This window comes from Georgenia phoenicis (genome assembly GCF_047302425.1).
GTDB lineage: Bacteria > Actinomycetota > Actinomycetes > Actinomycetales > Actinomycetaceae > Oceanitalea.
The window spans coordinates 2,378,403-2,403,800 of record NZ_CP154855.1 but is presented as its reverse complement, the minus strand read 5'-3'; the positions used below and the strand labels follow the sequence as shown (position 1 = coordinate 2,403,800).

At 72.8% G+C, this 25,398-nt stretch carries 29 protein-coding genes; 20 read left to right on the top strand and 9 right to left on the bottom strand.

What is annotated here, in order from left to right; translation table 11 throughout:
• Positions 1-91 precede the first annotated feature (91 nt).
• Positions 92-1,678 (top strand): S49 family peptidase, encoded by a 1,587-nt coding sequence (locus AA0005_RS11430; RefSeq protein ID WP_413450296.1) that lies wholly within the window; start codon positions 92-94, stop codon positions 1,676-1,678.
• A gap of 152 nt (positions 1,679-1,830) precedes the next feature.
• Here AA0005_RS11430 and AA0005_RS11425 read toward each other — a convergent pair whose 3' ends face one another.
• Complete coding sequence (locus tag AA0005_RS11425) at positions 1,831-2,580, bottom strand: LysR family transcriptional regulator substrate-binding protein (protein WP_413450295.1); 750 nt, start codon at positions 2,578-2,580, stop codon at positions 1,831-1,833.
• A gap of 64 nt (positions 2,581-2,644) precedes the next feature.
• Between AA0005_RS11425 and AA0005_RS11420 the strand changes: the two genes are divergently transcribed.
• Complete coding sequence (locus AA0005_RS11420; RefSeq protein WP_413450294.1) at positions 2,645-3,019, top strand: DUF5997 family protein; 375 nt, start codon at positions 2,645-2,647, stop codon at positions 3,017-3,019.
• Positions 3,020-3,021: 2 nt separating this feature from the next.
• Here the strand turns inward: AA0005_RS11420 and AA0005_RS11415 are convergent, their stop codons facing one another.
• On the bottom strand, positions 3,022-3,762 hold the full coding sequence (locus AA0005_RS11415; protein ID WP_413450293.1) for an ABC transporter permease: 741 nt from the start codon (positions 3,760-3,762) through the stop codon (positions 3,022-3,024).
• Positions 3,759-4,712 (bottom strand): ABC transporter ATP-binding protein, encoded by a 954-nt coding sequence (locus AA0005_RS11410; protein ID WP_413450292.1) that lies wholly within the window; start codon positions 4,710-4,712, stop codon positions 3,759-3,761. The genes AA0005_RS11415 and AA0005_RS11410 overlap by 4 nt, the downstream gene beginning before the upstream one ends.
• A 178-nt stretch (positions 4,713-4,890) precedes the next feature.
• On the opposite strand from AA0005_RS11410, the gene AA0005_RS11405 reads away from it, so the two are divergent.
• From AA0005_RS11405 to AA0005_RS11355, 11 genes are all read left to right on the top strand, one after another.
• The gene (locus AA0005_RS11405) at positions 4,891-5,607 is read left to right on the top strand and encodes a helix-turn-helix transcriptional regulator (protein WP_413450291.1); all 717 of its coding nucleotides are present in this window, start codon (positions 4,891-4,893) and stop codon (positions 5,605-5,607) included.
• A complete protein-coding gene (gene sufB, locus AA0005_RS11400; RefSeq protein WP_413450290.1) occupies positions 5,607-7,037 on the top strand; it encodes a Fe-S cluster assembly protein SufB in 1,431 nt (476 codons plus the stop codon). Before AA0005_RS11405 ends, sufB begins: the two co-directional genes overlap by 1 nt.
• On the top strand, positions 7,037-8,272 hold the full coding sequence (gene sufD, locus AA0005_RS11395) for a Fe-S cluster assembly protein SufD (protein WP_413450289.1): 1,236 nt from the start codon (positions 7,037-7,039) through the stop codon (positions 8,270-8,272). The genes sufB and sufD overlap by 1 nt, the downstream gene beginning before the upstream one ends.
• On the top strand, positions 8,269-8,616 hold the full coding sequence (locus AA0005_RS11390) for a non-heme iron oxygenase ferredoxin subunit (RefSeq protein ID WP_413450288.1): 348 nt from the start codon (positions 8,269-8,271) through the stop codon (positions 8,614-8,616). The genes sufD and AA0005_RS11390 overlap by 4 nt, the downstream gene beginning before the upstream one ends.
• Before the next feature lie 30 nt (positions 8,617-8,646).
• Complete coding sequence (gene sufC / locus AA0005_RS11385; RefSeq protein ID WP_413450287.1) at positions 8,647-9,405, top strand: Fe-S cluster assembly ATPase SufC; 759 nt, start codon at positions 8,647-8,649, stop codon at positions 9,403-9,405.
• A gap of 20 nt (positions 9,406-9,425) precedes the next feature.
• Positions 9,426-10,736, top strand: a complete 1,311-nt coding sequence (locus AA0005_RS11380; protein WP_413450286.1) for a cysteine desulfurase — start codon at positions 9,426-9,428, stop codon at positions 10,734-10,736.
• Complete coding sequence (gene sufU / locus AA0005_RS11375) at positions 10,729-11,217, top strand: Fe-S cluster assembly sulfur transfer protein SufU (protein ID WP_413450285.1); 489 nt, start codon at positions 10,729-10,731, stop codon at positions 11,215-11,217. The genes AA0005_RS11380 and sufU overlap by 8 nt, the downstream gene beginning before the upstream one ends.
• Positions 11,214-11,549, top strand: a complete 336-nt coding sequence (locus tag AA0005_RS11370) for a metal-sulfur cluster assembly factor (RefSeq protein WP_413450284.1) — start codon at positions 11,214-11,216, stop codon at positions 11,547-11,549. The genes sufU and AA0005_RS11370 overlap by 4 nt, the downstream gene beginning before the upstream one ends.
• Positions 11,550-11,744: 195 nt before the next feature.
• The gene (locus AA0005_RS11365) at positions 11,745-12,635 is read left to right on the top strand and encodes a neutral zinc metallopeptidase (RefSeq protein WP_413450283.1); all 891 of its coding nucleotides are present in this window, start codon (positions 11,745-11,747) and stop codon (positions 12,633-12,635) included.
• 103 nt (positions 12,636-12,738) lie between these two features.
• Positions 12,739-14,352, top strand: coding sequence for an ABC-F family ATP-binding cassette domain-containing protein (locus tag AA0005_RS11360; protein ID WP_413450282.1), 1,614 nt, complete (start codon positions 12,739-12,741; stop codon positions 14,350-14,352).
• A gap of 33 nt (positions 14,353-14,385) precedes the next feature.
• Complete coding sequence (locus AA0005_RS11355; protein WP_413450281.1) at positions 14,386-14,634, top strand: addiction module protein; 249 nt, start codon at positions 14,386-14,388, stop codon at positions 14,632-14,634.
• A gap of 42 nt (positions 14,635-14,676) precedes the next feature.
• Here AA0005_RS11355 and AA0005_RS11350 read toward each other — a convergent pair whose 3' ends face one another.
• Genes AA0005_RS11350 through AA0005_RS11340 form a run of 3 tightly spaced genes read right to left on the bottom strand, consistent with a single transcriptional unit; the run spans position 14,677 to position 16,048 of the window.
• Complete coding sequence (locus tag AA0005_RS11350) at positions 14,677-15,504, bottom strand: SURF1 family protein (RefSeq protein WP_413450280.1); 828 nt, start codon at positions 15,502-15,504, stop codon at positions 14,677-14,679.
• Positions 15,501-15,722, bottom strand: a complete 222-nt coding sequence (locus tag AA0005_RS11345) for a hypothetical protein (protein WP_413450279.1) — start codon at positions 15,720-15,722, stop codon at positions 15,501-15,503. Before AA0005_RS11345 ends, AA0005_RS11350 begins: the two co-directional genes overlap by 4 nt.
• A complete protein-coding gene (locus tag AA0005_RS11340; RefSeq protein ID WP_413450278.1) occupies positions 15,719-16,048 on the bottom strand; it encodes a DUF3099 domain-containing protein in 330 nt (109 codons plus the stop codon). The genes AA0005_RS11345 and AA0005_RS11340 overlap by 4 nt, the downstream gene beginning before the upstream one ends.
• 87 nt (positions 16,049-16,135) lie before the next feature.
• Here AA0005_RS11340 and fabG point away from each other — a divergent pair, with 87 nt between their 5' ends.
• Genes fabG through AA0005_RS11325 form a run of 3 tightly spaced genes read left to right on the top strand, consistent with a single transcriptional unit; the run spans position 16,136 to position 18,153 of the window.
• Positions 16,136-16,852, top strand: coding sequence for a 3-oxoacyl-ACP reductase FabG (gene fabG / locus AA0005_RS11335; RefSeq protein ID WP_413450277.1), 717 nt, complete (start codon positions 16,136-16,138; stop codon positions 16,850-16,852).
• Between the two features lie 26 nt (positions 16,853-16,878).
• Complete coding sequence (fabI, locus tag AA0005_RS11330; RefSeq protein ID WP_413450276.1) at positions 16,879-17,646, top strand: enoyl-ACP reductase FabI; 768 nt, start codon at positions 16,879-16,881, stop codon at positions 17,644-17,646.
• On the top strand, positions 17,647-18,153 hold the full coding sequence (locus tag AA0005_RS11325) for a SixA phosphatase family protein (protein ID WP_413450275.1): 507 nt from the start codon (positions 17,647-17,649) through the stop codon (positions 18,151-18,153).
• A 223-nt stretch (positions 18,154-18,376) separates the two neighbouring features.
• On the opposite strand, the gene serB is transcribed toward AA0005_RS11325, so the two are convergent.
• Together serB and glgC are read right to left on the bottom strand one after the other, a co-directional pair.
• The gene (gene serB / locus AA0005_RS11320) at positions 18,377-19,267 is read right to left on the bottom strand and encodes a phosphoserine phosphatase SerB (RefSeq protein ID WP_413450274.1); all 891 of its coding nucleotides are present in this window, start codon (positions 19,265-19,267) and stop codon (positions 18,377-18,379) included.
• 107 nt (positions 19,268-19,374) lie between these two features.
• On the bottom strand, positions 19,375-20,631 hold the full coding sequence (glgC, locus tag AA0005_RS11315) for a glucose-1-phosphate adenylyltransferase (RefSeq protein ID WP_413450273.1): 1,257 nt from the start codon (positions 20,629-20,631) through the stop codon (positions 19,375-19,377).
• A 69-nt stretch (positions 20,632-20,700) separates the two neighbouring features.
• On the opposite strand from glgC, the gene glgA reads away from it, so the two are divergent.
• On the top strand, positions 20,701-21,915 hold the full coding sequence (glgA, locus tag AA0005_RS11310) for a glycogen synthase (RefSeq protein WP_413450272.1): 1,215 nt from the start codon (positions 20,701-20,703) through the stop codon (positions 21,913-21,915).
• Between the two features lie 3 nt (positions 21,916-21,918).
• Here the strand turns inward: glgA and AA0005_RS11305 are convergent, their stop codons facing one another.
• Entirely contained in the window at positions 21,919-22,740 is an 822-nt protein-coding gene (locus AA0005_RS11305) for a hypothetical protein (RefSeq protein WP_413450271.1), read from the bottom strand.
• A gap of 49 nt (positions 22,741-22,789) precedes the next feature.
• On the opposite strand from AA0005_RS11305, the gene AA0005_RS11300 reads away from it, so the two are divergent.
• From AA0005_RS11300 to AA0005_RS11290, 3 genes are read left to right on the top strand one after another with little or no spacing between them, the layout of a single operon-like run.
• The gene (locus AA0005_RS11300; RefSeq protein WP_413450270.1) at positions 22,790-23,584 is read left to right on the top strand and encodes an ABC transporter ATP-binding protein; all 795 of its coding nucleotides are present in this window, start codon (positions 22,790-22,792) and stop codon (positions 23,582-23,584) included.
• A 24-nt stretch (positions 23,585-23,608) separates the two neighbouring features.
• Entirely contained in the window at positions 23,609-24,064 is a 456-nt protein-coding gene (locus AA0005_RS11295; RefSeq protein ID WP_413450269.1) for an NfeD family protein, read from the top strand.
• The gene (locus AA0005_RS11290; protein ID WP_413450268.1) at positions 24,061-25,383 is read left to right on the top strand and encodes an SPFH domain-containing protein; all 1,323 of its coding nucleotides are present in this window, start codon (positions 24,061-24,063) and stop codon (positions 25,381-25,383) included. Before AA0005_RS11295 ends, AA0005_RS11290 begins: the two co-directional genes overlap by 4 nt.
• The last annotated feature ends 15 nt before the right edge of the window (positions 25,384-25,398 follow it).

The following is a 25,398-nucleotide window of genomic DNA, read 5'->3' as shown; positions in this document are numbered from 1 at the left end:
ACCGAGAGAGGGGCGGGTGCCGTGGCGGCGCCCGCCCCTCTCGCACGCCCGGGCTGGTGACCTGTGTCACGGGCCGCGGTTAGGGTGGCGCATGGCCCTCATCCCGGAGAAGCTCCGCCTCGCCCTCGGCCGGGAGGCCGGCACCGACGCCGCCCCGGACTGGGTGGTCCTCGACCTCCACGGCCCCTACCCGGTGCACGCGCCCGCCGGCGGACTGCAGGCCCTCGTCCAGCGGGACGAGACCTTCGAGGGGCTGACCGAGCGCCTCGAGCGGCTCGCCGCCGCCGACTGGCTGCGCGGGGTGCTCGTGCGGGTGGGGGACCTGCCGGTCGGGCTGAGCACCGCGCGAGCGCTCGGTGCGGCCCTCGGGCGGCTCGCGGAGCGCACGCGGGTGGTCGGCTACACGCCACAGGTGTCGATGCGCAGCCTGCTCGTCACCGCCGGGCTCAGCGAGATCGTCGTCCCGGAGTCGGCGGAGGTCTCCCTGCCGGGCTTCGCCGCCGAGCAGGTCTTCCTCGGCGCCTTCCTCGCGCGGCACGGGATCAGCTTCGAGAACCTCCGCATCCGTGAGTACAAGTCCGCGCTCACCCGCTTCTCCGCGGACCGGATGGACGAGCACGAGCGCGAGCAGCTCGGCGCCTACCTCGAGTCGGCCGAGGCCAGCTGGCTGGCCGGGGTCGGGGCCGAGGCCGGCGTGCTCGACAGTCCGCTCACCAGTGCCCAGGAGCTCCTCGACGCCGGTCTCGTCACCCGCATCGCCTACGACGACGAGCTCGTCACCGTCGTCGACCAGCACTGGCCGCGGACCGTCGAGCTGCTCCTCCCCGACCTCTACGCCCGCCGGCGGGCGCGCAAGGCCGACTCGGTGGCGGTCGTGCCCGTCGTCGGGCCGATCGTCTCGGGGCGCTCGCGGGCCACGCCGCCGCTGCCCGTGGGCCCCGGGCCCACCGCCGGCTCGGAGACCGTCGTGGCGGCGCTGCGCCGGGCCGAGCGGGAGGAGCACGTCAAGGCCGTCGTCCTGTACGTCGACTCCCCGGGCGGCTCCGCGCTCGCCTCGGACGTCGTGTGCCGCGCCGTCGCGCGCTCCACCAAGCCGGTCGTCGCCGTCATGGGCGAGGTTGCGGCCTCGGGCGGGTACTACGTGCTGGCGCAGGCCGACCACGTTGTCGCCGACCCGTACACGATCACCGGGAGCATCGGCGTCGTCGTCGGCAAGCCGGTGCTCGCCGACCTGGACGAGCGCCACGGGCTCAACCCGGAGACCGTCGGCCGGGAGGCGGCGCTCTTCGCCAGCCCCCACCGGCCGTTCTCGGCGGAGCAGCGCGCGTGGGCCGAGAAGATGATGGCGGAGGTCTACGCGCGCTTCGTCGAGCGCGTGGCCACCGGGCGGGGCCTGGAGCGCGAGCGGGTCGACGAGATCGGGCGCGGGCGCATCTGGAGCGGGCACGACGCGCTGGGCATCGGCCTCGTCGACGAGCTCGGCCACCTCCACGAGGGCATCGCCGCGGCTCGCCGGCTCGCCGGCCTGGGCGAGGACGCACCCGTGCGCACCGTCCCCACCGGCCCGCCGCTGCCCGGCATCCCGACCTTCGCCCGTGGTGCCGCTGCCGAGGCGCTGTGGCCCTTCGGCACCGAGAAGGTCCTCACCTGGTTCGACCGCCAGGTCCGTATCCGCTGACGCTGACCCGCCGTGCGGCTGACGCTGATCTGCGCACGAGTCCGCCGGAGGCGCCGTTGATCGTCAGGTGTCCCGGCGTGTCGGCCGCGTGTTGCCGACTTGTGCGCAGATCACCGGCAGCGGTCCGACGGCCGCGACCCGCGCCGGCGGTTTCAGCTGCGCGGGCGGCCGCGCCGCGGACCCGCGTTCCCCCGGCCCCGGCGGCGGGGGCCGCTCGGCCCGCGCCCCCGCACCGGCCCGGCCTGCTTCCCGTCCCCGGCGGGCCGGGCGTCGTCGCGAGCCGGCCGGGCGTCGGGCTGGCGCGAGCTGCGCTCGGTGCGCCCGCGGACGATCCCGACGAAGGTCTCCACCCGCGGGTCGTCGTCGTCCACCCGCCAGGCCAGACCCACCTGCGTCGTCGCCACCCCGGTGACCGGGACGGCGCGTACGTCCTTGCGCTGGTGGAGCCGCGCCACGGACATCGGCAGGACGACGATCCCCGCGCCGCTCGCCGCGACCTCGACCGCCTGGGCCACCGTCATCGGCGGCGGCTCCACCCGCCGGCCCTCGCGCACCTCGTCGGCGACGGCGACCCACTCCGGGCAGGCCGCGGCGTCCTGCAGAAGGTGCTCGGCGGCGAGGTCGGTGACGTCCACCTCGTCGAAGGCCGTCACCGGGTGGTCCTTCGCGGCCACGACGACCGGCTGCTCCTCGTAGAGCGGGATGAGATGGAGGCCCTCACGGTCGATCGGGAGGCGGACGAAGCACATGTCGAGCTCGCCCTCCGTCAGCAGCCGGCGCTGGTCCTCCTCCTCGACGAGTCGGGGCGCGAGCGGGGAGTCGGGCAGCCGCTGCTCCCACCTCGTGAACCACTTGCCCGGGCTGACGCCGGGCGCGAAGCCGACGCGGAAGGGCTCGGCCATGGCAGCTCCTCGGGGTCGGGGTGGGTGGCGCGGACCCGAGACTATCGGCCGATACCCTGGAGCCATGGCCAAGCCGCAGATGCTCAAGCCCCTGACCGCCGCTCGCAAGCTCGGGGTGCTGCTCTCCGCGACCCCTCCTGAGTTCCAGGAGAACGACATCTCCCGCGACGAGCTCAACGCGCTGCAGGCCGACCCGCCGGAGTGGCTCAAGGAGCTGCGCCGCAACGGCCCGCACCCGCGCCAGGAGGTCGCCCGCCGCCTCGGGGTGTCCACGTCCGGCCTGGCCCGCGCCGGCGTCACCGAGCCGCCGACCACCGACGAGATCAAGGCCCTTCTCGACGAGCCGCCCACGTGGCTCAACGAGGAGCGCGTCACCCTCAACCGGGTCCGCGCCGAGGAGGCCCGCCTCAAGGAGCGCCGCGCCGCCGAGCAAGGCTGAGCTCAGGCGTCCCAGCGGAAGGCGCGGGTGGCGAGCACGCTGCCCAGCACCGCCCACGCGGCCAGCACGACCAGCGCGACGACGTCGACCGTCCCTTCGGTCAGCAGCGTCCGCAGCCCCTCGCCGAGCGCGCCCGGTGGCAGGAACGCGAGGACCGCGGCGACGGCGGAGGGCAGGGTGTCGAGCGGCAGCACGAGCCCGCCGCCCACGACCATGAGGACGAAGAGCAGGTTCGCGACGGCGAGCACCGCCTCGGGCCGCAGCGTCCCGCCCACGAGCAGGGCGAAGGTGACGAACACCGCCGTGCCCAGCACCATGAGCGCCGCGGCGCCGAGCACTTGGACGACGTCGAGCCCGTCGGGCCGCCAGCCCACCGCCAGCCCGATGCCGCCGAGCAGCACCGTCTGGACGACGAGGACGACGAGCACTGCCCCGAGCTTGCCCGCGAGCAGTCCCCGCGGCCCGAGCGGCGTCGTCGCGAGCATGCGCAGCACGCCCCACCGCCGGTCGAAGGCGACGGCGATCGCCTGGGAGGTGAAGGAGGAGGCCACCGCCATCGCAAGGGCGCTGCCGAGCGCCGCGTGCGCGCGCGGGCCGGGCAGCGGGACGAGGTCGGTGCTCGCGAGCGCGACGAGCGCGATCGCGGGCAGCAGCAGGGTGAGCAGGAGCTGCTCCCCGTTGCGCAGGACGGCGAAGGTCTCGAACCGGGTCTGCGCGAGCACCCGGCGGCTGCTCGCGCTCACGCCGCGTCCACCCGCAGGTCGCGGCCGGTGAGGGAGAGGAAGGCGTCCTCGAGGGTGGGCCGGGTCAGCGCGACCTCGGCGGCCCCGTGGCCGGTGTCGGCGAGTGCCCGGGCGACGATCGCGAGGACGGACGCGTCGAGCCCGGCACCGCTGACGACGACGTTGCCTGCCTCCGCGCACGCGTCCAGTCCCGGGCGGCTCGCCAGCACCGGGCCGAGGTCGGCCGCGAGGGCGTCGGGCGACACGCCCGGCGGGGGAGTGATGCGCACGTGAGGATCGCCACGCAGCTCGGCCGGCCGGCCGGCGGCGACGGCGGCACCCCGGTCGACGACGACGACGTGGTCGGCCAGCTCCTCGACCTCCGACATGAGGTGGGTGGTGAGGACCATCGAGGTCCCGGCCTCCCGGAGCTCACGGACGAGGTCCCACACGGCGAGGCGGGCCTGGGGGTCGAGCCCCGCCGTCGGCTCGTCGAGGAACACGAGCTCCGGCTCGCCGACGATCGCGCAGGCCAGGGCCAGGCGCTGGCGCTGCCCGCCGGAGAGGTGACGCACCCGCGTGCGGGCCACCGCCGACAGCCCGAGCCGCTCGAGGAGCGGGCCGGCGGCGTCGGGCCGGTCGTGGAGGGCGGCGACGTGCCGCAGCACCGCACCGGCGCGCGGCGCCATGGGCAGCCCGCCCTCCTGGAGCATGACCCCCACCCGGCGACGCAGCTCGGCGTCGTGCTCCGGCCGCGACCGGTCCAGCCCCAGCACCTCGACCCGTCCGCCGTCGGGGCGGCGCAGGCCCTCGCAGCACTCGATCGTCGTCGTCTTGCCCGCCCCGTTGGGCCCGAGGACGGCGGTGAGCTCACCGCGCGCGGCCCGCAGGCTCAACCCGGAGACGACGTCCCGGTCGCCGTAGCGCTTGCGCAGGCCGTCGACGAGGAGGGCGGGGGAGTCCGTGGGCACGCGCCCCAGCCTAACCGCGCGCTCCGGGCCCTCCGGCCGCCCGCCGGAGGGGCGTGAGACGGGCCACGGTGAGGTATGCCTTCCTTGTCGGGAAGCATTTCAGCAACGACACTGTTCCCTATATGTGACGGCGCGCCCTGCGCGTACACCCCACCCACCCGAGAAGGAGGAGTGAGCCGTGAGCGAGACCAGCGTCGAGTCAGCGACGCAGGACCGCGTCCTTCGTCTCGTCGTCGAGCACGGGCCCGTCAGCGCGGCCGAGCTCGCCCGCCTCCTCAGCCTCACCCCGGCCGGCGTCCGCCGCCACATCGCCGCCCTCGAGCGCGACGAGCGCATCGTCGTGCACGAGCCCGCCGGCCCCGGGCAGCGCCGTCGCGGACGTCCCGCCCGCTACTACGTCGCCACCGAGGCCGGGCGCGCCGGCCTCTCGCAGGCCTACTCCGATCTCGCCACCCAGGCGCTGCGCTTCATCGGCGAGGTCGCCGGGCCCGACGCCGTCGACCACTTCGCCAACGAGCGGGTCAGCGGCCTGGAGGAGCGCTACGCGCCCGTCGTCGCGGCCGCGGGGGAGGACGTCGCCGACCGCGCCCGCGCGCTGGCCGGCGCCCTCACCCAGGACGGCTACGCGGCGACCGTGCGCTCGGTGGGTCCGCAGGGGCTCGCCGTCCAGCTGTGCCAGGGCAACTGCCCGGTCCTGGCCGTCGCCGAGTCCTACCACCAGCTCTGCGACGCCGAGACGCGCGCCTTCTCGCGCCTGCTCGGGGTCCACGTCCAGCGGCTGGCTACGCTTGCCGGCGGCGAGCACGTCTGCACGACCCACATCCCCACGACTGTCCCCACCGGCCGGCCGAGCACCACCCCGTCACCGCACGGTGACGACACGGAAGGAAACTGATGACGAGTACGACCGACACCCCCATGACCCAGGACGAGACGATCGCCTCGATTGGGAACTACCGGTTCGGGTGGCACGACAAGGACGACGCCGGCGCGACCGCCCGGCGTGGCCTGAGCGAGGACGTCGTGCGCAACATCTCCGAGCTGAAGGACGAGCCGGAGTGGATGCTCAAGCGCCGCGTCCGCGCGCTCAACCTCTTCGACAAGAAGCCGATGCCGAACTGGGGCGCCGACCTCTCGGACATCGACTTCGACAACATCAAGTACTTCGTGCGCTCGACCGAGAAGCAGGCCACCAGCTGGGAGGACCTGCCCGAGGACATCAAGAACACCTACGACCGCCTGGGCATCCCGGAGGCCGAGAAGCAGCGCCTCGTCGCGGGCGTCGCCGCCCAGTACGAGTCCGAGGTCGTCTACCACCAGATCCGCGAGGACCTCGAGGCGCAGGGTGTCATCTTCCTCGACACCGACACCGCGCTGAAGGAGCACCCGGAGATCTTCGAGGAGTACTTCGGGACCGTCATCCCCTCCGGTGACAACAAGTTCGCCGCGCTCAACACCGCGGTGTGGTCCGGCGGCTCCTTCGTCTACGTCCCCAAGGGCGTCCACGTCGAGATCCCGCTCCAGGCCTACTTCCGCATCAACACCGAGAACATGGGCCAGTTCGAGCGGACGCTGATCATCGCCGACGAGGGCTCCTACGTGCACTACGTCGAGGGCTGCACCGCCCCGATCTACCAGAGCGACTCGCTGCACTCCGCCGTCGTCGAGATCATCGTCAAGAAGGACGCCCGCGTCCGCTACACGACGATCCAGAACTGGTCGAACAACGTCTACAACCTCGTCACCAAGCGGGCGACCGTCGAGCAGGGCGGCACCATGGAGTGGATCGACGGGAACATCGGCTCCAAGGTGACGATGAAGTACCCGGCCGTCTACCTCATGGGCGAGCACGCCAAGGGCGAGACCCTCTCCATCGCCTTCGCCGGCGAGGGCCAGCACCAGGACACCGGCTCGAAGATGGTCCACATGGCGCCGAACACGTCGTCGTCGATCGTGTCCAAGTCCGTGGCCCGTGGCGGTGGCCGCGCCTCCTACCGCGGCCTGGTCCAGGTCCTCGAGGGCGCCACGCACTCGAAGTCCACGGTGCTGTGCGACGCGCTGCTCGTCGATCTCATCTCGCGCTCGGACACCTACCCGTACGTCGACGTCCGCGTCGACGACGTCGAGATGGGCCACGAGGCCACCGTCTCCAAGGTGAGCGCCGACCAGCTCTTCTACCTCATGTCGCGCGGCATGGAGGAGCCCGAGGCGATGGCGATGATCGTCCGCGGCTTCGTCGAGCCGATCGCGCGTGAGCTGCCGATGGAGTACGCCCTCGAGCTCAACCGCCTCATCGAGCTGCAGATGGAAGGGGCGGTGGGCTGATGACCGCGACGACCGACACGACCAAGGGGACGACTGACAACCAGATGAAGACCGACCACTCCCGCGCCCAGACGGACGCCGCCCACACCCACGGCGGCGGCACCGTCCCGGAGGCCTCCCGCGCCGACCGCGCCACCTCCTTCGAGCTGTCCGACTTCCCCGTGCCCACCGGGCGCGAGGAGGACTGGCGCTTCACGCCCGTCGACCGACTCCAGCGCTTCTTCGCCGACAAGCTCACCGGCGCGGCCCCGGACGTCACCGTCGAGGCCGCCGACGGCGTCACCGTCGAGCGCGTGGGCCGCGAGGACTCCCGCCTCGGCCAGGTCGGCGCCCCCGGCGACCGCACCGCGGCCGCCGCTTGGGCCTCCTTCACCGAGGCGCTCGTCGTCACCGTCCCGAAGAACCACGCGGCCGGCGGCCACACGATGGTCACGGTCAACGGGACCGGCGCCGACGGCGTCGCGGCCCAGCACGTGCTCGTGCGCTCCGAGGAGAGCAGCGAGGCGATCGTCGTCCTCGACCACCGCGGCACCGCGAACCTCGCCCAGACGGTCGAGATCGACCTCGCGGACAACGCCCGCCTCACGCTCGTGAGCATCCAGGACTGGGAGGACGGCGCGCTCCACCTGTCCGCGCACCGCTCCCGCCTCGGCCAGGACGCCAACCTCAAGCACATCGTCGTCACCCTCGGCGGCGACGTCGTGCGCGTCACCCCCGACGCTGCGCTCAGCTCGCCCGGCGGGAACGTCGAGATGCTCGGCCTGTACTTCACCGACGCCGGCCAGCACCAGGAGCACCGCCTCTTCGTCGACCACGTCGCGCCGAACTGCGTCTCGCGGGTCACCTACAAGGGGGCGCTGCAGGGGAAGGACGCCCACTCCGTGTGGATCGGCGACGTCCTCATCCGGGCGGCCGCCGAGGGCACCGACACCTACGAGCTCAACCGCAACCTCGTCCTCACCGAGGGCTCGCGCGCGGACTCCGTGCCGAACCTCGAGATCGAGACCGGTGAGATCGAGGGCGCCGGCCACGCCAGCGCCACCGGTCGCTTCGACGACGAGCAGCTGTTCTACCTGCGCTCGCGCGGCGTCCCGGAGGCCGAGGCCCGCCGTCTCGTCGTCCGCGGCTTCTTCGCCGAGCTCATCGCGCAGATCGGCGTCCCGCTCGTCTCCGAGCGCCTCATGGAGGCCATCGAGGCCGAGCTCGACCGCACGATGGAGCACGCCACCGCATGAGCGCCCAGTACGTGTGCGACACCGGGGACCTCGAGCCCGGTGAGGCGATGCGCGTGGAGATCGAGGACGCCGACGGCCGGCCCGTGCCGGTCTCGGTCGTCCGCGACAACGACGGGCAGTACCACGCCATCTCCGACACCTGCTCCCACGGCCAGGTGAGCCTCTCGGACGGGGAGGTGGAGGACGGCGCGATCGAGTGCTGGCTCCACGGCTCCAGCTTCGACCTGCGCACCGGCAAGCCGCTGAGCCTGCCGGCCACCCAGCCCGTGCCCGTCTACCCCGTCTCCGTCGAGGGCGACTCCGTGCTCGTCGACGTCACCACGACCGTCGCAGCCACCGCCTGACCTGCCGAAACTTGAAGGAAGAGAACAGCAATGTCCACGCTTGAGATCAAGAACCTCCACGTCAACGTCGAGACCAACGACGGCCCGAAGCAGATCCTCAAGGGCGCGACCCTCACCATCAAGAGCGGTGAGATCCAGGCCATCATGGGCCCCAACGGCTCCGGCAAGTCGACCCTCGCCTACGCCATCGCCGGCCACCCCAAGTACGAGGTCACCGACGGCGAGATCCTCCTGGACGGCGAGGACGTCCTCGAGATGAGCGTCGACGAGCGGGCCCGCGCGGGCCTGTTCCTCGCCATGCAGTACCCGGTCGAGGTCCCCGGCGTCACCGTCTCCAACTTCCTGCGCACCGCCAAGACCGCCATCGACGGCGAGGCCCCCGCCCTGCGGACCTGGGTCAAGGACGTCAACGCGGCCATGGACAAGCTGAAGATGGACCCGGTCTTCGCCCAGCGCGACGTCAACTCCGGCTTCTCCGGTGGTGAGAAGAAGCGCCACGAAATCCTCCAGATGGAGCTCCTGCGCCCGAAGTTCGCCGTCCTCGACGAGACCGACTCCGGCCTCGACGTCGACGCGCTGCGCATCGTCGCCGAGGGCGTCAACCGCGTCCACGGCGAGACCGACGCCGGCTTCCTCCTCATCACCCACTACACGCGGGTGCTGCAGTACATCAAGCCCGACTTCGTCCACGTCTTCGTCAACGGGCGCGTGGCCGAGGAGGGTGGCCCCGAGCTCGCCGAGCGTCTCGAGGCCGAGGGCTACGACAAGTACGTGACGGCCGCGGTCTGAGCCGCACCGGAAGGACAGAGATGAGTGCACCGGTCACCGCCGGCTCGGGCGCGCTGAGCGCGCCCGAGCTGGCGGCCGTGCGTGCCGACTTCCCGATCCTGGGAAGGACGACCCGTAGCGGTCGCCCGCTGGTCTACCTCGACTCGGCGGCCACCTCCCAGAAGCCCCAGTGCGTCATCGACGCCGAGCAGGACTTCTACGAGCAGCGCAACGCCGCGGTCCACCGCGGCGCCCACCAGCTCGCCGAGGAGGCCACCGAGGCCTACGAGCAGGCCCGGGCCGCCCTCGCCGCCTTCGTCGGCGTGGGCACCGACGAGATCGTGTGGACGAAGAACGCCACCGAGGGCATCAACCTCGTGGCCTACGCGATGTCCAACGCCTCGCTGGGCCGCGGCGGGGACCGCGCGGAGGAGCTCTTCGCGCTGCGGCCCGGGGACGAGATCGTCGTCACCGAGGCGGAGCACCACGCGAACCTCGTCCCGTGGCAGGAGCTGTGCGCCCGCACCGGCGCGACCCTGCGCTGGATCGGCCTGACCGACGACGGGCGCCTGGACCCCGAGACCTTCGAGGTCATCGGGGAGCGCACCCGGCTCGTCGCCCTCACGCACGCCTCCAACGTCACCGGCGCCATCAGCCCGGTGGACGAGGTCGTGCGCCGGGCCCGGGAGGCCGGTGCACTCGTCCTGCTCGACGCCTGCCAGAGCGTGGCCCACCTGCCGGTGGACTTCCGCGCGCTCGACGTCGACTTCGCCGTCCTGTCCGGGCACAAGATGCTCGGACCCACCGGCGTCGGCGCCCTGTACGGCAAGCGCGAGCTGCTCGCCGCGATGCCGCCCTTCCTCACCGGCGGCTCGATGGTCCAGGTCGTCACCATGGAGCGCACCACCTACGCCGACGCCCCGCAGCGCTTCGAGGCCGGCACCCAGATGGTGTCCCAGACCGTGGGGCTGCGCGCCGCGGTCGACTACCTCGCCGAGCTGGGGATGGACGCCGTCGCCGCCCACGAGCACACGCTCACCGAGCGGCTGCTCGCCGGCATCTCCTCGGTGCCCGGCGTGCGCGTCCTCGGCCCGCAGGACGCGGCCGACCGGCTCGCCGTCGTCGCCTTCGCCGTCGACGGCGTGCACCCGCACGACGTCGGTCAGGTGCTCGACAACGCGGGCGTCGCCGTCCGCGTGGGCCACCACTGCGCCCAGCCGGCGCACCAGCGGCTCGGGGTGCACGCCTCGGCCCGCGCGTCCGCGTCCATCTACACCACCGAGCAGGAGATCGACGTCTTCGTCGAGGAGCTCGGCAAGGTGCGTCACTTCTTCGGAGTCGATCATGGCTGACCCGATGGAACAGCTCTACCAGCAGGTCATCCTCGACCACTCGCGCGAGCGGCACGGAGCGGGCGAGCTCGACCCGTACGACGCCGAGTCCTTCCAGGTGAACCCCACCTGCGGGGACCAGGTGACCCTGCGGGTGCGCCTCACCCACGACGACGGCGGCCCCCGGGTCGACGAGGTCGGCTGGGTCGGCCAGGGCTGCTCGATCTCCCAGGCCTCGCTGTCGGTGCTCAACGACCTCGTCGTCGGCCGCACCGTCCACGAGGTCGACACGCTCAACGAGACCTTCCGCGAGCTCATGCACGGCCGCGGGGTCGAGCTGCCGGAGGAGAAGCAGGACACGCTGGGGGACGCGAGCGCGTTCACCGGGGTGGCGAAGTACCCGGCGCGCATCAAGTGCGCCCTGCTCGGGTGGATGGCGCTGCGCGACGCCCTTGCCCACGCACTGACCAGCGCGCCCGCCACACTGGAGGAGGAACGATGAGTGACACCACGACCAACCCGTCCCCGACGACCGCTGCCGACGTCGAGGAGGCGATGCGCGACGTCATCGACCCCGAGCTCGGCATCAACGTCGTCGACCTCGGGCTCGTCTACGGCGTGACCGTGGACCAGCACAACAACGCCGTCATCGACATGACGCTCACCTCGGCGGCCTGCCCGCTGACCGACGTCATCGAGGACCAGTCCGCCCAGGCGCTCGACGGCCTCATCAACGACATGCGGATCAACTGGGTCTGGATGCCGCCGTGGGGCCCGGAGAAGATCACCCCCGATGGCCGCGAGCAGCTGCGAGCCCTCGGCTTCAACGTCTGAGCCCACCCGCTACAGCGCCGACAGCGCACTTACCGCCGAGAGCCGGATTCTCCGCCGAGAGTCCGGCTCTGGGCGTCTGTCTCTGTCGCCGACCTCCCCGGTTCTCCTCCGAGCTCCCCGGTCTGCACAGGTCCCGGTGGGGTGAACCGGGGAGGTCACCGCGCGCGGACAGGGCTCTCGTCGCAAGATCGAGGCATGACGTTCAACGAGGGAGTCCGGGCGGACTCACGACGAGTGCGTACGTCCGGCGGGCGGCGCGGCATGGCGATCGGTGGCGGGATCGGCGGCGGCGGGCTGCTGCTCGTCCTGGCGATCATGCTCCTCACGGGGCAGAACCCCGCCAGCCTGCTCGACGGCGGCGGCAGCGACACGGCGGGCGGCGGGGGCGGCGTCGACCTCAGCCACTGCCAGACCGGCGCCGACGCGAACGAGCACACCGAGTGCCGCATGGTCCTCACGGCCGACGCCCTCGACGTCTACTGGGAGGGCGCCATGGCCGAGGTTGGGGAGCAGTACGCCATGCCGGGCTTCGAGATCTTCACCGGCTCGGTGGGCACCGGCTGCGGCTCGGCGACCGCCGCCGTCGGGCCGTTCTACTGCCCCGCAGACTCCTCGGTGTACCTCGACCTCGGCTTCTTCGACCAGCTCGAGACCCAGCTCGGCGCGCGCAACGCGCCGCTCGCCCAGATCTACATCGTCGCCCACGAGTGGGGCCACCACGCCCAGCACGCCCTCGGCATCATGGACGCCGCCGACCGCACCGACACCGGCCCCACCGGGGACGCGGTGCGCACCGAGCTCCAGGCCGACTGCTACGCCGGCATGTTCGTCGGGCAGGCGGCCGGCACCGTCGACCCGGACTCCGGGGAGACCTTCCTCCAGCAGCCCACCCGCGACGAGGTCGCCTCCGCGCTCGAGGCCGCGGCCGCCGTCGGCGACGACCGCATCCAGGAGACGAGCGGCCGGGACGTCGAGCCGCACACGTGGACCCACGGCTCGGCCGAGCAGCGCACCCGCTGGTTCACCACCGGCTACGAGCAGGGCAGCCTGCAGGCGTGTGACACCTTCGCCGTCGCGACCCCCTGAGACGCATCTCCCCGCAAAGGAGTGGCGGGCCCGCCGTAGACTGGATGGCGCCGCGCGGCCGTCGTCGCCGGAACCCACCCCCGAACGTCTCTGAGGTCTGCCTGTGATCACCGCCCACGACGTCTCGATGCGCATCGGCGCACGCGAGCTGCTCCACGAGGCGACGTTCCGCGTCGACGCCGGGATGCGGATCGGGCTGGTCGGGCGCAACGGCGCCGGGAAGACGACCCTGACGAAGCTGCTCGCGGGGGAGGAGGCGACCTCCGGCGTCGTCCAGCACACCGGCACGATCACCCGCACCGGCGAGATCGGCTACCTCCCGCAGGACCCGCGGACCGGCGACATGGACGTCCTCGCCCGTGACCGCGTCTTCTCCGCCCGCGGCATCGACGGCATCCTCAAGCGCATCCGCAAGGCCGAGGCGGACATGGGCACGAAGACCGGTGACGCGCAGGTCAAGGCGATGGAGCGCTACGCCCGCCTCGACGCCGAGTTCACCGCCCAGGGCGGCTGGGCCGCCGAGTCCGAGGCCGCGCGCCTCACGTCCAACCTCGGCCTGCCCACCCGCGTGCTCGACCAGCCGCTGCACACCCTCTCCGGTGGTCAGCGCCGCCGCGTCGAGCTCGCCCGCATCCTCTTCTCCGGTGCCGAGACGCTCCTGCTCGACGAGCCGACCAACCACCTCGACCACGACTCCATCGTGTGGCTGCGCGACTACCTCGCCGCCTACTCCGGTGGCCTCATCGTCATCTCCCACGACGTCGAGCTGCTCCGCGCGACGGTCAACACCGTCTTCCACCTCGACGCCACCCGCGGCGAGCTCGACGTGTACAACCTCGGCTGGGACGCCTACCTCAAGCAGCGCGAGCAGGACGAGCGCCGTCGTCGCAAGGAGCGGGCGAACGCCGAGAAGAAGGCCTCGGTGCTGCTCGCGCAGGCGGACAAGATGCGCGCCAAGGCCACCAAGGCCGTCGCCGCGCAGAACATGATCCGCCGCGCCGAGCGGATGGTCGCCGGCCTGGAGGAGACGCGCCGCGCCGACAAGGTGGCCCACCTGCGCTTCCCCGACCCCGCGCCCTGCGGCCGCGTGCCGCTCACCGCCGAGGGCCTGTCGAAGTCCTACGGCTCGCTCGAGGTCTTCACCGACGTCAACCTCGCGATCGACCGTGGGGCGAAGGTCGTCGTCCTCGGCCTCAACGGCGCCGGGAAGACGACGCTGCTGCGCATGCTCGGCGGCGTCGAGGAGCCGGACACCGGCGAGGTCATCCCCGGCCACGGTCTCAAGATCGGCTACTACGCCCAGGAGCACGAGACGCTCGACGTCGAGCGGACCGTCGTCGAGAACCTCCGCTCGGCCGCCCCGGACCTCACCGACACGCAGGTGCGCTCGGTCCTCGGTTCCTTCCTCTTCTCGGGGGACGACGCCGAGAAGCCCGCCAAGGTGCTCTCCGGCGGTGAGAAGACGCGTCTGGCGCTGGCCGTGCTCGTCGTGTCCTCGGCCAACGTGCTGCTCCTCGACGAGCCGACGAACAACCTCGACCCCGCCTCCCGCGAGGAGATCCTCGCGGCGCTGCGGACCTTCACCGGCGCCGTCGTCCTCGTTACCCACGACGAGGGCGCCGTCGAGGCGCTCGAGCCGGACCGCGTCCTCCTCCTGCCCGACGGCGACGAGGACCTGTGGAACGACTCCTACCGCGAGCTCGTCACCCTGGCCTGAGAACTCGTCCTGCCGGGTCTCTAGGATCGAACCATGACGGCGGAGCTCGAGGCGTACATCAAGGCCGGGCTCGCGCTCGACCCCGATGACCGTGCTGTCGCCGCCCACCGCCTCCTGGAGAGTCTCCACCAGGGACAGGGCACGGACGACGATGTCGACGCCGCATGGCAGGGTGAGATCGACCGTCGCGTCGGTGACGTCCTGAGCGGCCGGACTCGGCTGCTCGACGTCGAGGAGTCTCGCGCGAAGATCCGGGCGGACCTCGCCGACCGGAGATCGTGATCTCCCGGCGGGGGAGGATCAGCTTGGCGCCCGGCGAGGGGGCTACTGGTCCTGGAGCTGGGCGTCGATGAGGGCGTCCTCCTCGTCGGCGTCCGATCGGCGGCGGGGCGCCCGCTCCGGCGCTGCCGGCCGCTCCGGCACGCCCGCGAGGTCCTTCGCCTCGCGCCGCGCGAGCACGACGTAGCCGACGATCGCGCCGAGCGAGAACACCCACCACTGGAAGGCGTAGGACAGGTGGGAGCCGGGACTGGTGTCCGGGCGCGGGAAGGGCGAGAGGCCTGCGACCCGCTCGCCGTCCTCGGCGGTCGCCAGCAGGTACCCGTCGAAGAGCTCCCCGCCCTCGACACCCGCCGCCTCGGCCACCGTCTCCGGCTCGATCCGGTACACCTGCCCCTCCGGCGCGGTCCGCTCGTCGGTGCCCTCGGCCTGGCGCAGGCGTCCCTGCAGCGTCACCTCACCGCTCGGGTAGGCGGGCAGCTCCGGGTCGCCCTCCCCGAGCGGCACCCACCCGCGGTCGACGACGACGTACCGGCCGCCGTCGTCGTCCTCGACCTCGAGGAGCGCGAGGACGCGCGCGGCGGCGCTGCCGTCGACGGGACGGTTGCGCACGACCACCTGCTCACCGGTGTAGCGGCCCTCGAGGACGACGCTGCGCCACACGAGGTCGGCCGGGACCGAGTCCTCCACGACCTCCTCGATCCGCTGCGGCGCGCTGTCGTAGTTTCCGTTGACGAGCGCGTTCGCGGCGGAGCGCTCCTCGTGGCGGCTCCACTGCCACGCGCCGAGGAAGACGCAGGCCACCGCGATGACGAGCATGACGGCGGCGAGACCGACCCAGCGGCGGGAGAGGAGGAAGCGGTAGCGGCTCATAGCTCGCTGACCGGCACGACCTCACGCAGGAAGGAGCGCGACCCGAGGAAGGTCTCCAGGTGCGCGCGGTGCTCCTCGCAGGCCAGCCAGGTCTTGCGGCGCTCCTCGGTGTGCAGGCGCGGGTTGTTCCACAGCAGGCCCCAGGCGGCGGTCTGCCGACAGCCCTTGGCGCTGCAGACCTGCTCGCCGGGCGCGGAATCCGCAGCGGACGTGCTCACCTCAGGTAGCCACCTCTCAGGTCGATGGGCGGGTAGGTCGGGCGCCCCTCGGACGAGGGCGCCTCGATCTCTGGCGCTCCGATCAGGGTATCCGCTGGAGCCGGACGTTCCTTGCCCGCGTTGGCCAGGACGACCGCGACATAGGGCACGACGACGGCGCCCACGACCATGACCCAGCGCAGCCAGCCCTCGGTGAACAGGATCCCCACGAGGCACGCGGAGCGGATGGCCATCGAGATGACGTAGCGCACGGCCCGGTCGTGGACGTCCTCGCTCAGCGGTCGCCCCACCGAGGTGATCGCGTGAACACGCTGCTTCCTGCCCACCGAACAAGGGTAGTCCTCGGACGCCTCACACGCTGGGGCGCCCCCGTCGGTTACCGTTCCCCCGGACGGACATCACAGGAGGACATCGTGAACGACACCGACGCACGCAGCGTGCTCGTCACCGGCGCGAGCCGGGGGATCGGCCGTGCCGTCGCCGAGGCCTTCGTCGCGGCGGGGGACCGCGTGGCGACCATCCACCGCGGCGGGGAGCTGCCCGAGGGCGTCCTCGGCGTGCGCGGGGACATGCGCCACACCGCCGCCGTCGACGCCGCGATCGGCGAGATCGAGGCGGCCCACGGACCCGTCGAGGTGCTCGTCGCCAACGCCGGCATGACCCGCGACCAGCTCCTCATGCGGATGAGCGACGAGGAGTTCGAGGAGGTCCTCGACGTCAACCTCACCGGTGTCTTTCGCTGCGTGCGGCGGGTCTCGAAGGGCATGATCCGCAAGCGCGGCGGCCGCATCATCCTCATGGGCTCCGTCGTCGGCATGTACGGCAACGCCGGCCAGGTGAACTACGCCGCCACCAAGTCCGGCCTCATCGGCATGGCGCGCTCGATCTCGCGCGAGCTCGGCTCGCGCGGGATCACGGCCAACGTCATCGCCCCCGGCTTCATCGACACCGACATGACCCGCGCGCTGCCCGACGCGCAGCAGGACAAGCTCAAGGCCGCGATCCCCGCCGGCCGCTTCGGCGACGTCTCCGACATCGTCGGCGCCGTCCAGTACCTCGCCTCGCCCGCCGCCGCCTACGTCACCGGGGCCGTCATCCCCGTCGACGGCGGACTCGGCATGGGCCACTGACCTCACCTCGCGACAGGAGACAGACAATGGGACTTCTCGACGGCAAGACCCTCCTGGTCACCGGCGTCCTCAAGGACAACTCGATCGCCTTCCACGTCGCGCGCCTGGCGCAGGAGGAGGGCGCGACGGTCATCCTCACCTCCTTCGGCCGCCAGCTGCGCCTCACCCAGGTGACCGCCCGCCGGCTGCCGGTCGAGGCGCCGGTCGTCGAGCTCGACGTCACCAACCCCGAGGACCTCGCCGCCCTCGCGGACCGCGTCCGTGAGCACGCCGACCACCTCGACGGCGTCGTCCACTCGATCGGCTTCGCGCCGCAGTCCGTCATGGGCGGCAACTTCCTCGCGGGCGAGTGGGCCGACGTCGCGACGGCGATGGAGGTCTCCGCCTTCTCGCTCAAGTCCCTGGCCGTAGCGGCCCAGCCGCTGCTCAGCCGCGGCGCCGGCATCGTCGGCCTCACCTTCGACGCGTCCTTCGCCTGGCCGGTCTACGACTGGATGGGCGTGGCCAAGGCCGCCTTCGAGTCGACCGCGCGCTACCTCGCCCGCGACCTCGGCCCCGAGGGCATCCGCGTCAACCTCGTCTCCGCCGGCCCGATCCGCACGACCGCCGCCACCTCCATCCCCGGCTTCGAGCAGATGGAGAGCGTGTGGGGCGAGCGCGCCCCGCTCGGCTGGGACGTCAAGGACGCCGAGCCGGCCGCCCGCGCGGTCGTGGCCCTCTGCTCGGACTGGTTCCCCGCGACGACGGCGGAGATCGTCCACGTCGACGGCGGCGTCCACGCGATGGGGCAGTAGGTGACGTCCCGCACCCTCGTGCTGCTGCGCCACGCCCAGGCCGAGCCGGAGAACGGCCTGGGCGACGAGCAGCGACCGCTGTCCGCGCACGGCCGGCGCCAGGGGGCGTCCCTCGGCCCGCTGCTCGCGGAGCAGGTGGGCGGGCTGGACGTGGCGCTCGTGTCGAGCGCGCTGCGGACGACCGAGACCTACAAGATTGTCGCCTCCGGCTGGGACGCCGCGCCCGAGGCGGACGTGCGGGACGAGCTCTACCCGGCCGGGCCGCGCGACGTGCTCGCCGTCCTCGCCGAGCTGCCGGAGGAGGTGCGCACCGTGCTCGTCGTCGGGCACGAGCCGACGATGTCCTCCCTCGCCCACCTCCTCGACGGGGAGCGCAGCACCCTCGCCGAGATGGTGTCGCTCGGCATGGGGACCGCCAACGCCGCGGTCCTCGACGTGCCGGTGCCGTGGGCCGAGCTCGACCGCTCGACCGCCCGGCTGGTCACCGTCCTGCGCCCCGAGCTCTGAGCGCCTGCGCCTGATCTGCGCACAAGTGCCGCGGAGTGGCCGCTGATCGGCACCTGTCCCGGCGTGTCGGCGGCGTGTTGCCGACTTCCGCGCAGTCTGGCGACGGCGGCAGCCGCCTCGGTGCCACAAAGGACGCCGAGCGAGCCGCCCCGGGGGTGGCACCCGGCGTGTCGCGCGGCGTGTCCGCCGCCGACGGCGGCGCTTGTGGCACGGAGCCGGGGGCTCAGCCGCCGAGCAGCCCGAGCACCGCGTCGAGGCGGGGGAAGGTGACGGCGGTGCGGGCCTGCTCCTGGACCACCGGCTTGGCGCAGTAGGCCACGCCCAGCCCGGCGGCGCCGAGCATGTCGAGGTCGTTGGCGCCGTCCCCGACGGCGACCACCCGCTCCAGCGGGACGCCGTCCTCGGCGGCCCACGCCCGGAGGTGGCGTTCCTTGGCGGCGCGGTCGACGACCGGCCCGGTCGTGCGGCCGGTGAGCCGCCCGCCCTCCACCTCGAGGCGGTTGGCGGCGAGGTGGTCGATGCCGAGCTCCTCGGCGATCGGCCCCACCACCTCGAGGAAGCCCCCGGACACGAGGGCGACCTTCCCGCCCCGCTCGTGCACCGCGGCGACGAGCTCCCGTGCCCCCGCCGACAGCTCGACGGCCTCGCGCACCGCGTCGACCACGCCGGCGTCCAGTCCGGCCAGGGTCGCGACCCGCTCGCGGAGGCTGGCGGCGAAGTCGAGCTCCCCGCGCATGGCGCGCTCGGTCACCTCTGCGACCTGCTCGCGGGTGCCGGCGTGCTCCGCGAGCAGCTCGATGACCTCGGCGGTGATGAGGGTGGAGTCGACGTCCATGACGAGCAGGCCCACGCCGTCGGCGGCCAGCGGTCCGGCCGTCACGGCGACGTCCACCCCGAGCGCCGTCGCCGGGCCGCGCAGCTCGGCGGTGAGGGCGACGTCGACGTCCGCGGCCGTCCCCGGCCGCGCGACGCCGGCCACGGCCACCCCTGACCAGCCGGGCCGAGAGGTGTCGGCGGTGGCGACGTCGTCGGCGACGGCGGAGAGCAGGCCGCGCGCGTGCTCGACGAGGGCGGGCGGGACCGGGCGGGCGGAGACGAGGCCGATGCGGATCACCGGCCCAGGCTACGGGGCAGCGCCGATGGGTCGCCCTATCCGCCCACCGGCGGCCGATCGGAAGGCCGACCGATGACCGGAAAGGGCGACCCAAGCGCCGGGGGAGGTCAGCGGCGGACCGTCGCGCCCTTCGGCACCACGGTGATGCCCGACTCCGTGACGACGAAGCCGCGCTCCATGTCGTGCTCGAGGTCGACACCCACCTGGGCGCCGTCGGCGATGCGGACGTTCTTGTCGATGATCGCCCGCTCGATGACGGCGTTGCGGCCGACGTCGACGTTGTCGAAGACCACCGAGTCGCGCACCGAGGACCACGAGTTGATCTTGGTGTTCGGGGAGATGACCGAGCCCATGACCTCACCACCAGAGACGATGACGCCGGGGGAGACGAGCGAGTCGAGCGCGTGCCCCAGCCGTTCGCGGTGGCCGTAGACGAACTTCGCCGGCGGCATGCCCGGGTTGCCGGTGAACAGCGGCCACTCGTTGTTGTAGAGGTTGAAGATCGGGGAGACCGAGATGAGGTCCTGGTGCGCGTCGAAGTACGCGTCGATCGTGCCGACGTCGCGCCAGTACCCGCGGTCCCGCTCGGAGGCGCCGGGCACCTCGTTGTCCTTGAAGTCGTAGACGCCGGCCTGGCCGCGCTCGACGAACCACGGCACGAGGCTGCCGCCCATGTCGTGCTTGGAGTCCGGGTCCTCCGCGTCCACCCGCAGCGCCTCGATGAGCGCGTCGGTCGACAGGACGTAGTTGCCCATCGAGGCGAGGACCTCGTCGGGGGAGTCGGGCAGGCCCTCCGCCTTGGCCGGCTTCTCGAGGAACGCCCGGATGCGCCGGGGGTCGGAGGGGTCGACGTCGATGACGCCGAGCTGGTCGGCCAGCGAGATCGGCTGCCGGATGCCCGCGACGGTGAGCGCGGCCCCGGAGTCGATGTGCTGGTCGACCATCTGGGAGAAGTCCATGCGGTAGATGTTGTCCGCGCCCACGATGACGACGATGTCGGGCTGCTCGTCGTCGATGAGGTTGAGGGACTGGTAGATCGCGTCGGCGCTGCCGAGGAACCAGTGCTTGCCCACCCGCTGCTGCGCGGGCACGGGGGCGACGTAGTTGCCCAGGTGGGTCGACAACCGCCAGGTCTTGGCGATGTGCCGGTCGAGGCTGTGCGACTTGTACTGGGTGAGCACGACGACGCGCAGGTACCCGGAGTTGACGATGTTGGACAGCGCGAAGTCGATGAGCCGGTAGATCCCGCCGAAGGGCACGGCCGGCTTGGCACGCTCGGCGGTGAGCGGCATGAGCCGCTTGCCCTCACCACCGGCGAGGACGATCGCGAGGACTCGGGGGGAGTGGGTGCGCCGAGGGGACATGCTCCTGACTCTAGGGCTGCTTAGATGGTCCCGCAGGGCTAATGGTCGGTGGCGGAGGAGGGAGTCGGCATGCGCGTGGACATGCTCACCAGGGAGTACCCACCCCACGTCTACGGCGGCGCGGGGGTGCACGTGGCCGAGCTGGCCCGGGTGCTGCGCAGCCGCGCGGACGTGCGGGTCCACTGCTTCGACGGCCCCCGGGAGGCGGAGGACGACGCCGTGCGCGGCTATGCCGCCCCCGCCGAGCTGGCGGGCACGAACCCCGCCCTCCAGACCTTCGGCGTCGACCTCGCCATGGCCGACGCCGTGCGCGGCACTGACATCGTCCACTCCCACACGTGGTACGCGAACCTCGCCGGGCACCTCGGCGGGCTGCTCCACGACGTCCCGCACGTCCTGTCCGCGCACTCCCTCGAGCCGCTGCGGCCGTGGAAGGCCGAGCAGCTCGGCGGCGGTTACGCGCTGTCCTCCTGGGCCGAGCGCACCGCCTACGAGGGCGCCGCGGGCGTCGTCGCGGTGAGTGGCGGCATGCGCGAGGACATCCTGCGCAGCTACCCGGCAGTGGACCCGGGCAAGGTCACCGTCATCCACAACGGCATCGACCTCGCCGGCTGGCAGCGGCCCACCGGGGAGGAGGCCGAGCGCGCCGAGCAGGTGGCCCGCTCCCACGGCATCGACCCGAGCCGGCCCGCCGTCGTCTTCGTCGGGCGCATCACCCGGCAGAAGGGACTGCCGCACCTGCTCAGGGCAGCCCGCGCGCTGCCCGAGCACGTCCAGCTCGTCCTGTGCGCGGGCGCGCCAGACACCCCGGCGCTCATGGCGGAGGTCCAGGCCGGTGTCGCCGAGCTGCAGGAGACCCGCGGCGGTGTCGTGTGGATCGAGCAGATGCTCTCGCGCGCCGACCTCATCGCGGTCCTCACCGCGTGCACGGTCTTCGTTTGCCCCTCGGTCTACGAGCCACTGGGCATCGTCAACCTCGAGGCGATGGCGGTGGGCCTGCCCGTCGTCGGCTCGGCCACCGGCGGGATCCCCGAGGTCGTCGACGACGGCGTCACCGGCACCCTCGTCCCCATCGACCAGGTCACCGACGGCACCGGCACGCCCGTGGACCCGGCGCGCTTCGAGGCCGACCTCGCCGCCGCGCTCACCGCCGTCGTCAGCGACGAGGGGCGCGCCGCGGAGATGGGTGCCGCGGGGCGGCGCCGCGCCGAGGAGCACTTCTCCTGGGAGTCGATCGCCGACCGCACCGTGGAGTTCTACGAGCGGGTCCTCGCCGGCGGCTGAGGGCTACCGGGCGCGGGGGACCCCGCCCGACACGTGGCTGACGCTCGCGGCTGCCAGCGCCCGGCGGGCGGTGTGCTCGAGCTCGCGCAGCACCTCGGCCCGAGCCGCGCCCTGCCGCGCGACGACCGCACCGCCGTCGTCCTCGAGGGCGAGCTGAACCACCGCGAGCAGCCGCGCGGCGCGGGTGAGCACCTCGACCCGGGCGGGCTCCAGGCCGGGTGGCAGCAGGTCGCTGGACACGTCCTCGCGCAGGAGGTGGGCGGCCTCGCGGGCGACGTCGGGACGCCAGCCGGCGAGGTCGAGCTGCTCGAGCGCGTCCCCGGCCGTGACGAGCGCGCGGACGATCTCCTGCCGCGCCTGGCGCAGTGAACCGACCAGGCCGAGGAGCGTGGGGACGGGCCGCTCGGCGAAGGGGAAGGGGTGCAGCACCCACCGCACGAGTGTGCCGGGCTCGAGCTCGGAGCCGAAGGACTCGACCTGCGGCACCACCGCCCACGAGCCGCCCTCGGCGCGGATGAGCAGGCACTGTCCGGCGTCGACGGCGTCGAGCAGGGCCACCCCGGGCAGGCCGGCGACGTGCCCGGGCGCGGGGAGCACCGCACCGACGTCCGTGAGCTCCTGGCCCACGAGCCGCCCGGCCATCTCGCGCAGGGAGCGCACCTCGCCGTCGGGCCGGTCGACGACGTGCGTCTCGTGCCCGACGACGGCGTGCAGGGCGGCGTCGATGACGTCACCGCCCGCACCGCTGCGGGCCGGACCGGCGGCGACCACGGGCGGGAGCCACAGCGCCGCGAGCACGGCGTGGGGCAGGACGAGTTCGGGCACGCCCCCACGGTAGACGTCTCGGAAGCCGCGTGGCGGATAAGGTCGGTCCATGAGCGATGTGCTGGAGCTTGCCGACGTGACCCTGCGACGCGGGTCGAAGACGATCCTCGACGGCGTGGGCTGGTCGGTGGGCGACGGCGAGCGCTGGGTGGTGCTCGGCCCCAACGGCGCGGGCAAGACGACCGTGCTCCAGATGGCCGCCGGGCGCCTCTTCCCCAGCGAGGGCACCGTCGAGGTGCTCGGCAGCCGGCTCGGGACCATCGACACCTCCGAGCTGCGCACCCGCATCGGACTTGCCTCCGCCGCCCTCGCCGACCGCATCCCCGGCCACGAGCGCGTGCTCGACGTCGTGCTCACCGCCTCCTACGGCGTCACCGGCCGCTGGCGGGAGTCCTACGAGGACTACGACACCACCCGCGCAGGGGACCTCCTCGCCGCCTTCGGGGTGGAGCAGCTGAGCGAGCGGAAGTTCGGCACCCTCAGCGAGGGCGAGCGCAAGCGCGTCCAGATCGCCCGCTCGCTCATGACCGACCCCGAGCTGCTCCTCCTCGACGAGCCGGCCGCGGGCCTGGACCTCGGTGGGCGCGAGGAGCTCATGGCGGCCCTCGGCGAGCTCGCCGGTGACCGCCGCTCGCCGGTCATCGTGCTCGTCACCCACCACGTCGAGGAGATCCCGGCCGGCTTCACCCACGGCCTGCTGCTGCGCGACGGGCGCGTCGAGGCGGCCGGGCCGCTCGAGGAGGTCCTCACCGCCCAGCACCTGTCGCGCACCTTCGGCCTCGACCTCGAGGTCGAGCGTCACCGGGGCCGCTGGAGCGCCCGCGCGGCCGGGCACGCTGGCTAAACTCGGTCAGGAGGAGGGACGACGATGGCGTGGTTGTGGTGGTTGGGCGGAGCACTCGTGCTCGGCGTGGTCGAGATGCTCACCGTCGACCTCATCTTCCTCATGTTCGCCGGCGGTGCGTTGGCGGCCGGGGGAGTGGCCATGCTCGGTGCGCCGCTGTGGGCGCAGATCCTCACCTTCGCCGTCGTCTCCGCGGTGCTTCTCGTGGCCGTGCGTCCGTGGGCGCTTGGCTACCTCAAGCGCTCCACCCCTGACACGCTGACCAACGTCGCCGCTCACGTGGGCCGCAGTGCCGAGGTCCTCGTCGACGTCACCGACCGCGCCGGCCGGGTCAAGCTCGCCGGCGAGGTGTGGACCGCGCGCGCGGCCGAGCCCGGCAGCCTCCTGCCCACCGGCACCACCGTCCAGGTCGTCCGCATCGACGGCGCGACCGCCGTCGTCGCGCCGCTGCCCGTCACCTACCCCGAAGGAGCCCTGTGACCGACAACACCGGGGGCCTCGTGCTCACCGTCGTGCTCGTCCTGCTCGCCCTCTTCGTCATCATCGCGATCTGGCGGGCGGTGCGAATCGTCCCGCAGGCCGTCGCGCTCATCGTCGAGCGACTGGGCAAGTTCAACACCGTGATGTACGCGGGACTGCACTTCCTCATCCCCTTCGTCGACCGGGTCCGCGCCGGGGTGGACCTGCGCGAGCAGGTCGTCTCCTTCCCGCCCCAGCCGGTCATCACCTCCGACAACCTCGTCGTGTCGATCGACACCGTCATCTACTTCCAGGTGACCGACCCCAAGGCCGCGACCTACGAGATCGCCAACTACATCACAGGTATCGAGCAGCTGACGGTGACGACGCTGCGCAACGTCATCGGCTCGATGGACCTCGAGCAGACGCTCACCAGCCGCGACCAGATCAACGGCCAGCTGCGTGGGGTGCTCGACGAGGCCACCGGCCGCTGGGGCATCCGCGTCAACCGCGTGGAGCTCAAGGCGATCGACCCGCCCGCGAGCGTCCAGGGTTCGATGGAGCAGCAGATGCGCGCCGAGCGCGACCGCCGCGCCGCCATCCTCACCGCGGAGGGCGTCAAGCAGTCCCAGATCCTCACCGCCGAGGGTGAGAAGCAGGCCGCGATCCTCCGCGCCGAGGGTGAGGCGCAGTCCGCGATCCTCAAGGCGCAGGGTGAGTCCCGCGCGATCCTCCAGGTCTTCGACGCCATCCACCGCGGCAAGCCCGACCCCAAGCTCCTCGCCTACCAGTACCTGCAGATGCTGCCGGAGCTGGCGAACAAGGAGTCGAGCAAGTTCTTCGTCATCCCCACGGAGTTCACCGCCGCCCTCGGCGCGATCTCCAAGGGCTTCGGCGGCGGCTCGCCCCTGGGCGGCCCCGACGGCGACGACGACGGACCCACCCCGCAGGTCGACTTCGGGGCACACGACAGCTCGATGGCCTCGGGCCTGGCGGAGACTAACCTCCAGGACCCGGACGAGGCCCTGGCCCAGGCCCGCAGCGAGGCGCAGCAGGCGACGTCGGAGGCGAACGCCGCCGGGGAGCGCTCGGGCCGGCCCTTCTCCGATTCCGCCGAGCGCGGCCAGCGGCCCGCGGAGGACGAGCCGCTGGCCAGCGGCCGCCGCGCCGCGGACCAGTCCCGCTTCGCCCCGCCCGCGGGCGCGCCGACGCCCCCGCCGCCGGCGCCCGGTGCGCACCGTCAGCCGCCGCCGCCCAGCGCGAACCAGCCCGGTCCCACCGCCGGCCCGCCCACCACGGCCGAGCCGGAGCAGGACCCCGACTGGCCCCAGCAGCAGTAGCCAGCACGACGGCGG

Excerpts from the sequence above, each read along its gene's own strand:
- AA0005_RS11380 (WP_413450286.1), top strand. The coding sequence starts at position 9,426 with ATGAGTGCACCGGTCACCGCCGGCTCGGGCGCGCTGAGCGCGCCCGAG.
- glgC (WP_413450273.1), bottom strand. The coding sequence starts at position 20,631 with ATGTCCCCTCGGCGCACCCACTCCCCCCGAGTCCTCGCGATCGTCCTC.
- AA0005_RS11295 (WP_413450269.1), top strand. The coding sequence starts at position 23,609 with ATGGCGTGGTTGTGGTGGTTGGGCGGAGCACTCGTGCTCGGCGTGGTC.
- sufB (WP_413450290.1), top strand. The coding sequence starts at position 5,607 with ATGACGAGTACGACCGACACCCCCATGACCCAGGACGAGACGATCGCC.
- AA0005_RS11430 (WP_413450296.1), top strand. The coding sequence starts at position 92 with ATGGCCCTCATCCCGGAGAAGCTCCGCCTCGCCCTCGGCCGGGAGGCC.
- AA0005_RS11355 (WP_413450281.1), top strand. The coding sequence starts at position 14,386 with ATGACGGCGGAGCTCGAGGCGTACATCAAGGCCGGGCTCGCGCTCGAC.
- sufU (WP_413450285.1), top strand. The coding sequence starts at position 10,729 with ATGGCTGACCCGATGGAACAGCTCTACCAGCAGGTCATCCTCGACCAC.
- AA0005_RS11370 (WP_413450284.1), top strand. The coding sequence starts at position 11,214 with ATGAGTGACACCACGACCAACCCGTCCCCGACGACCGCTGCCGACGTC.
- AA0005_RS11390 (WP_413450288.1), top strand. The coding sequence starts at position 8,269 with ATGAGCGCCCAGTACGTGTGCGACACCGGGGACCTCGAGCCCGGTGAG.
- AA0005_RS11300 (WP_413450270.1), top strand. The coding sequence starts at position 22,790 with ATGAGCGATGTGCTGGAGCTTGCCGACGTGACCCTGCGACGCGGGTCG.
- fabI (WP_413450276.1), top strand. The coding sequence starts at position 16,879 with ATGGGACTTCTCGACGGCAAGACCCTCCTGGTCACCGGCGTCCTCAAG.
- sufD (WP_413450289.1), top strand. The coding sequence starts at position 7,037 with ATGACCGCGACGACCGACACGACCAAGGGGACGACTGACAACCAGATG.
- glgA (WP_413450272.1), top strand. The coding sequence starts at position 20,701 with ATGCGCGTGGACATGCTCACCAGGGAGTACCCACCCCACGTCTACGGC.
- sufC (WP_413450287.1), top strand. The coding sequence starts at position 8,647 with ATGTCCACGCTTGAGATCAAGAACCTCCACGTCAACGTCGAGACCAAC.
- AA0005_RS11425 (WP_413450295.1), bottom strand. The coding sequence starts at position 2,580 with ATGGCCGAGCCCTTCCGCGTCGGCTTCGCGCCCGGCGTCAGCCCGGGC.
- AA0005_RS11365 (WP_413450283.1), top strand. The coding sequence starts at position 11,745 with ATGACGTTCAACGAGGGAGTCCGGGCGGACTCACGACGAGTGCGTACG.
- AA0005_RS11420 (WP_413450294.1), top strand. The coding sequence starts at position 2,645 with ATGGCCAAGCCGCAGATGCTCAAGCCCCTGACCGCCGCTCGCAAGCTC.
- AA0005_RS11350 (WP_413450280.1), bottom strand. The coding sequence starts at position 15,504 with ATGAGCCGCTACCGCTTCCTCCTCTCCCGCCGCTGGGTCGGTCTCGCC.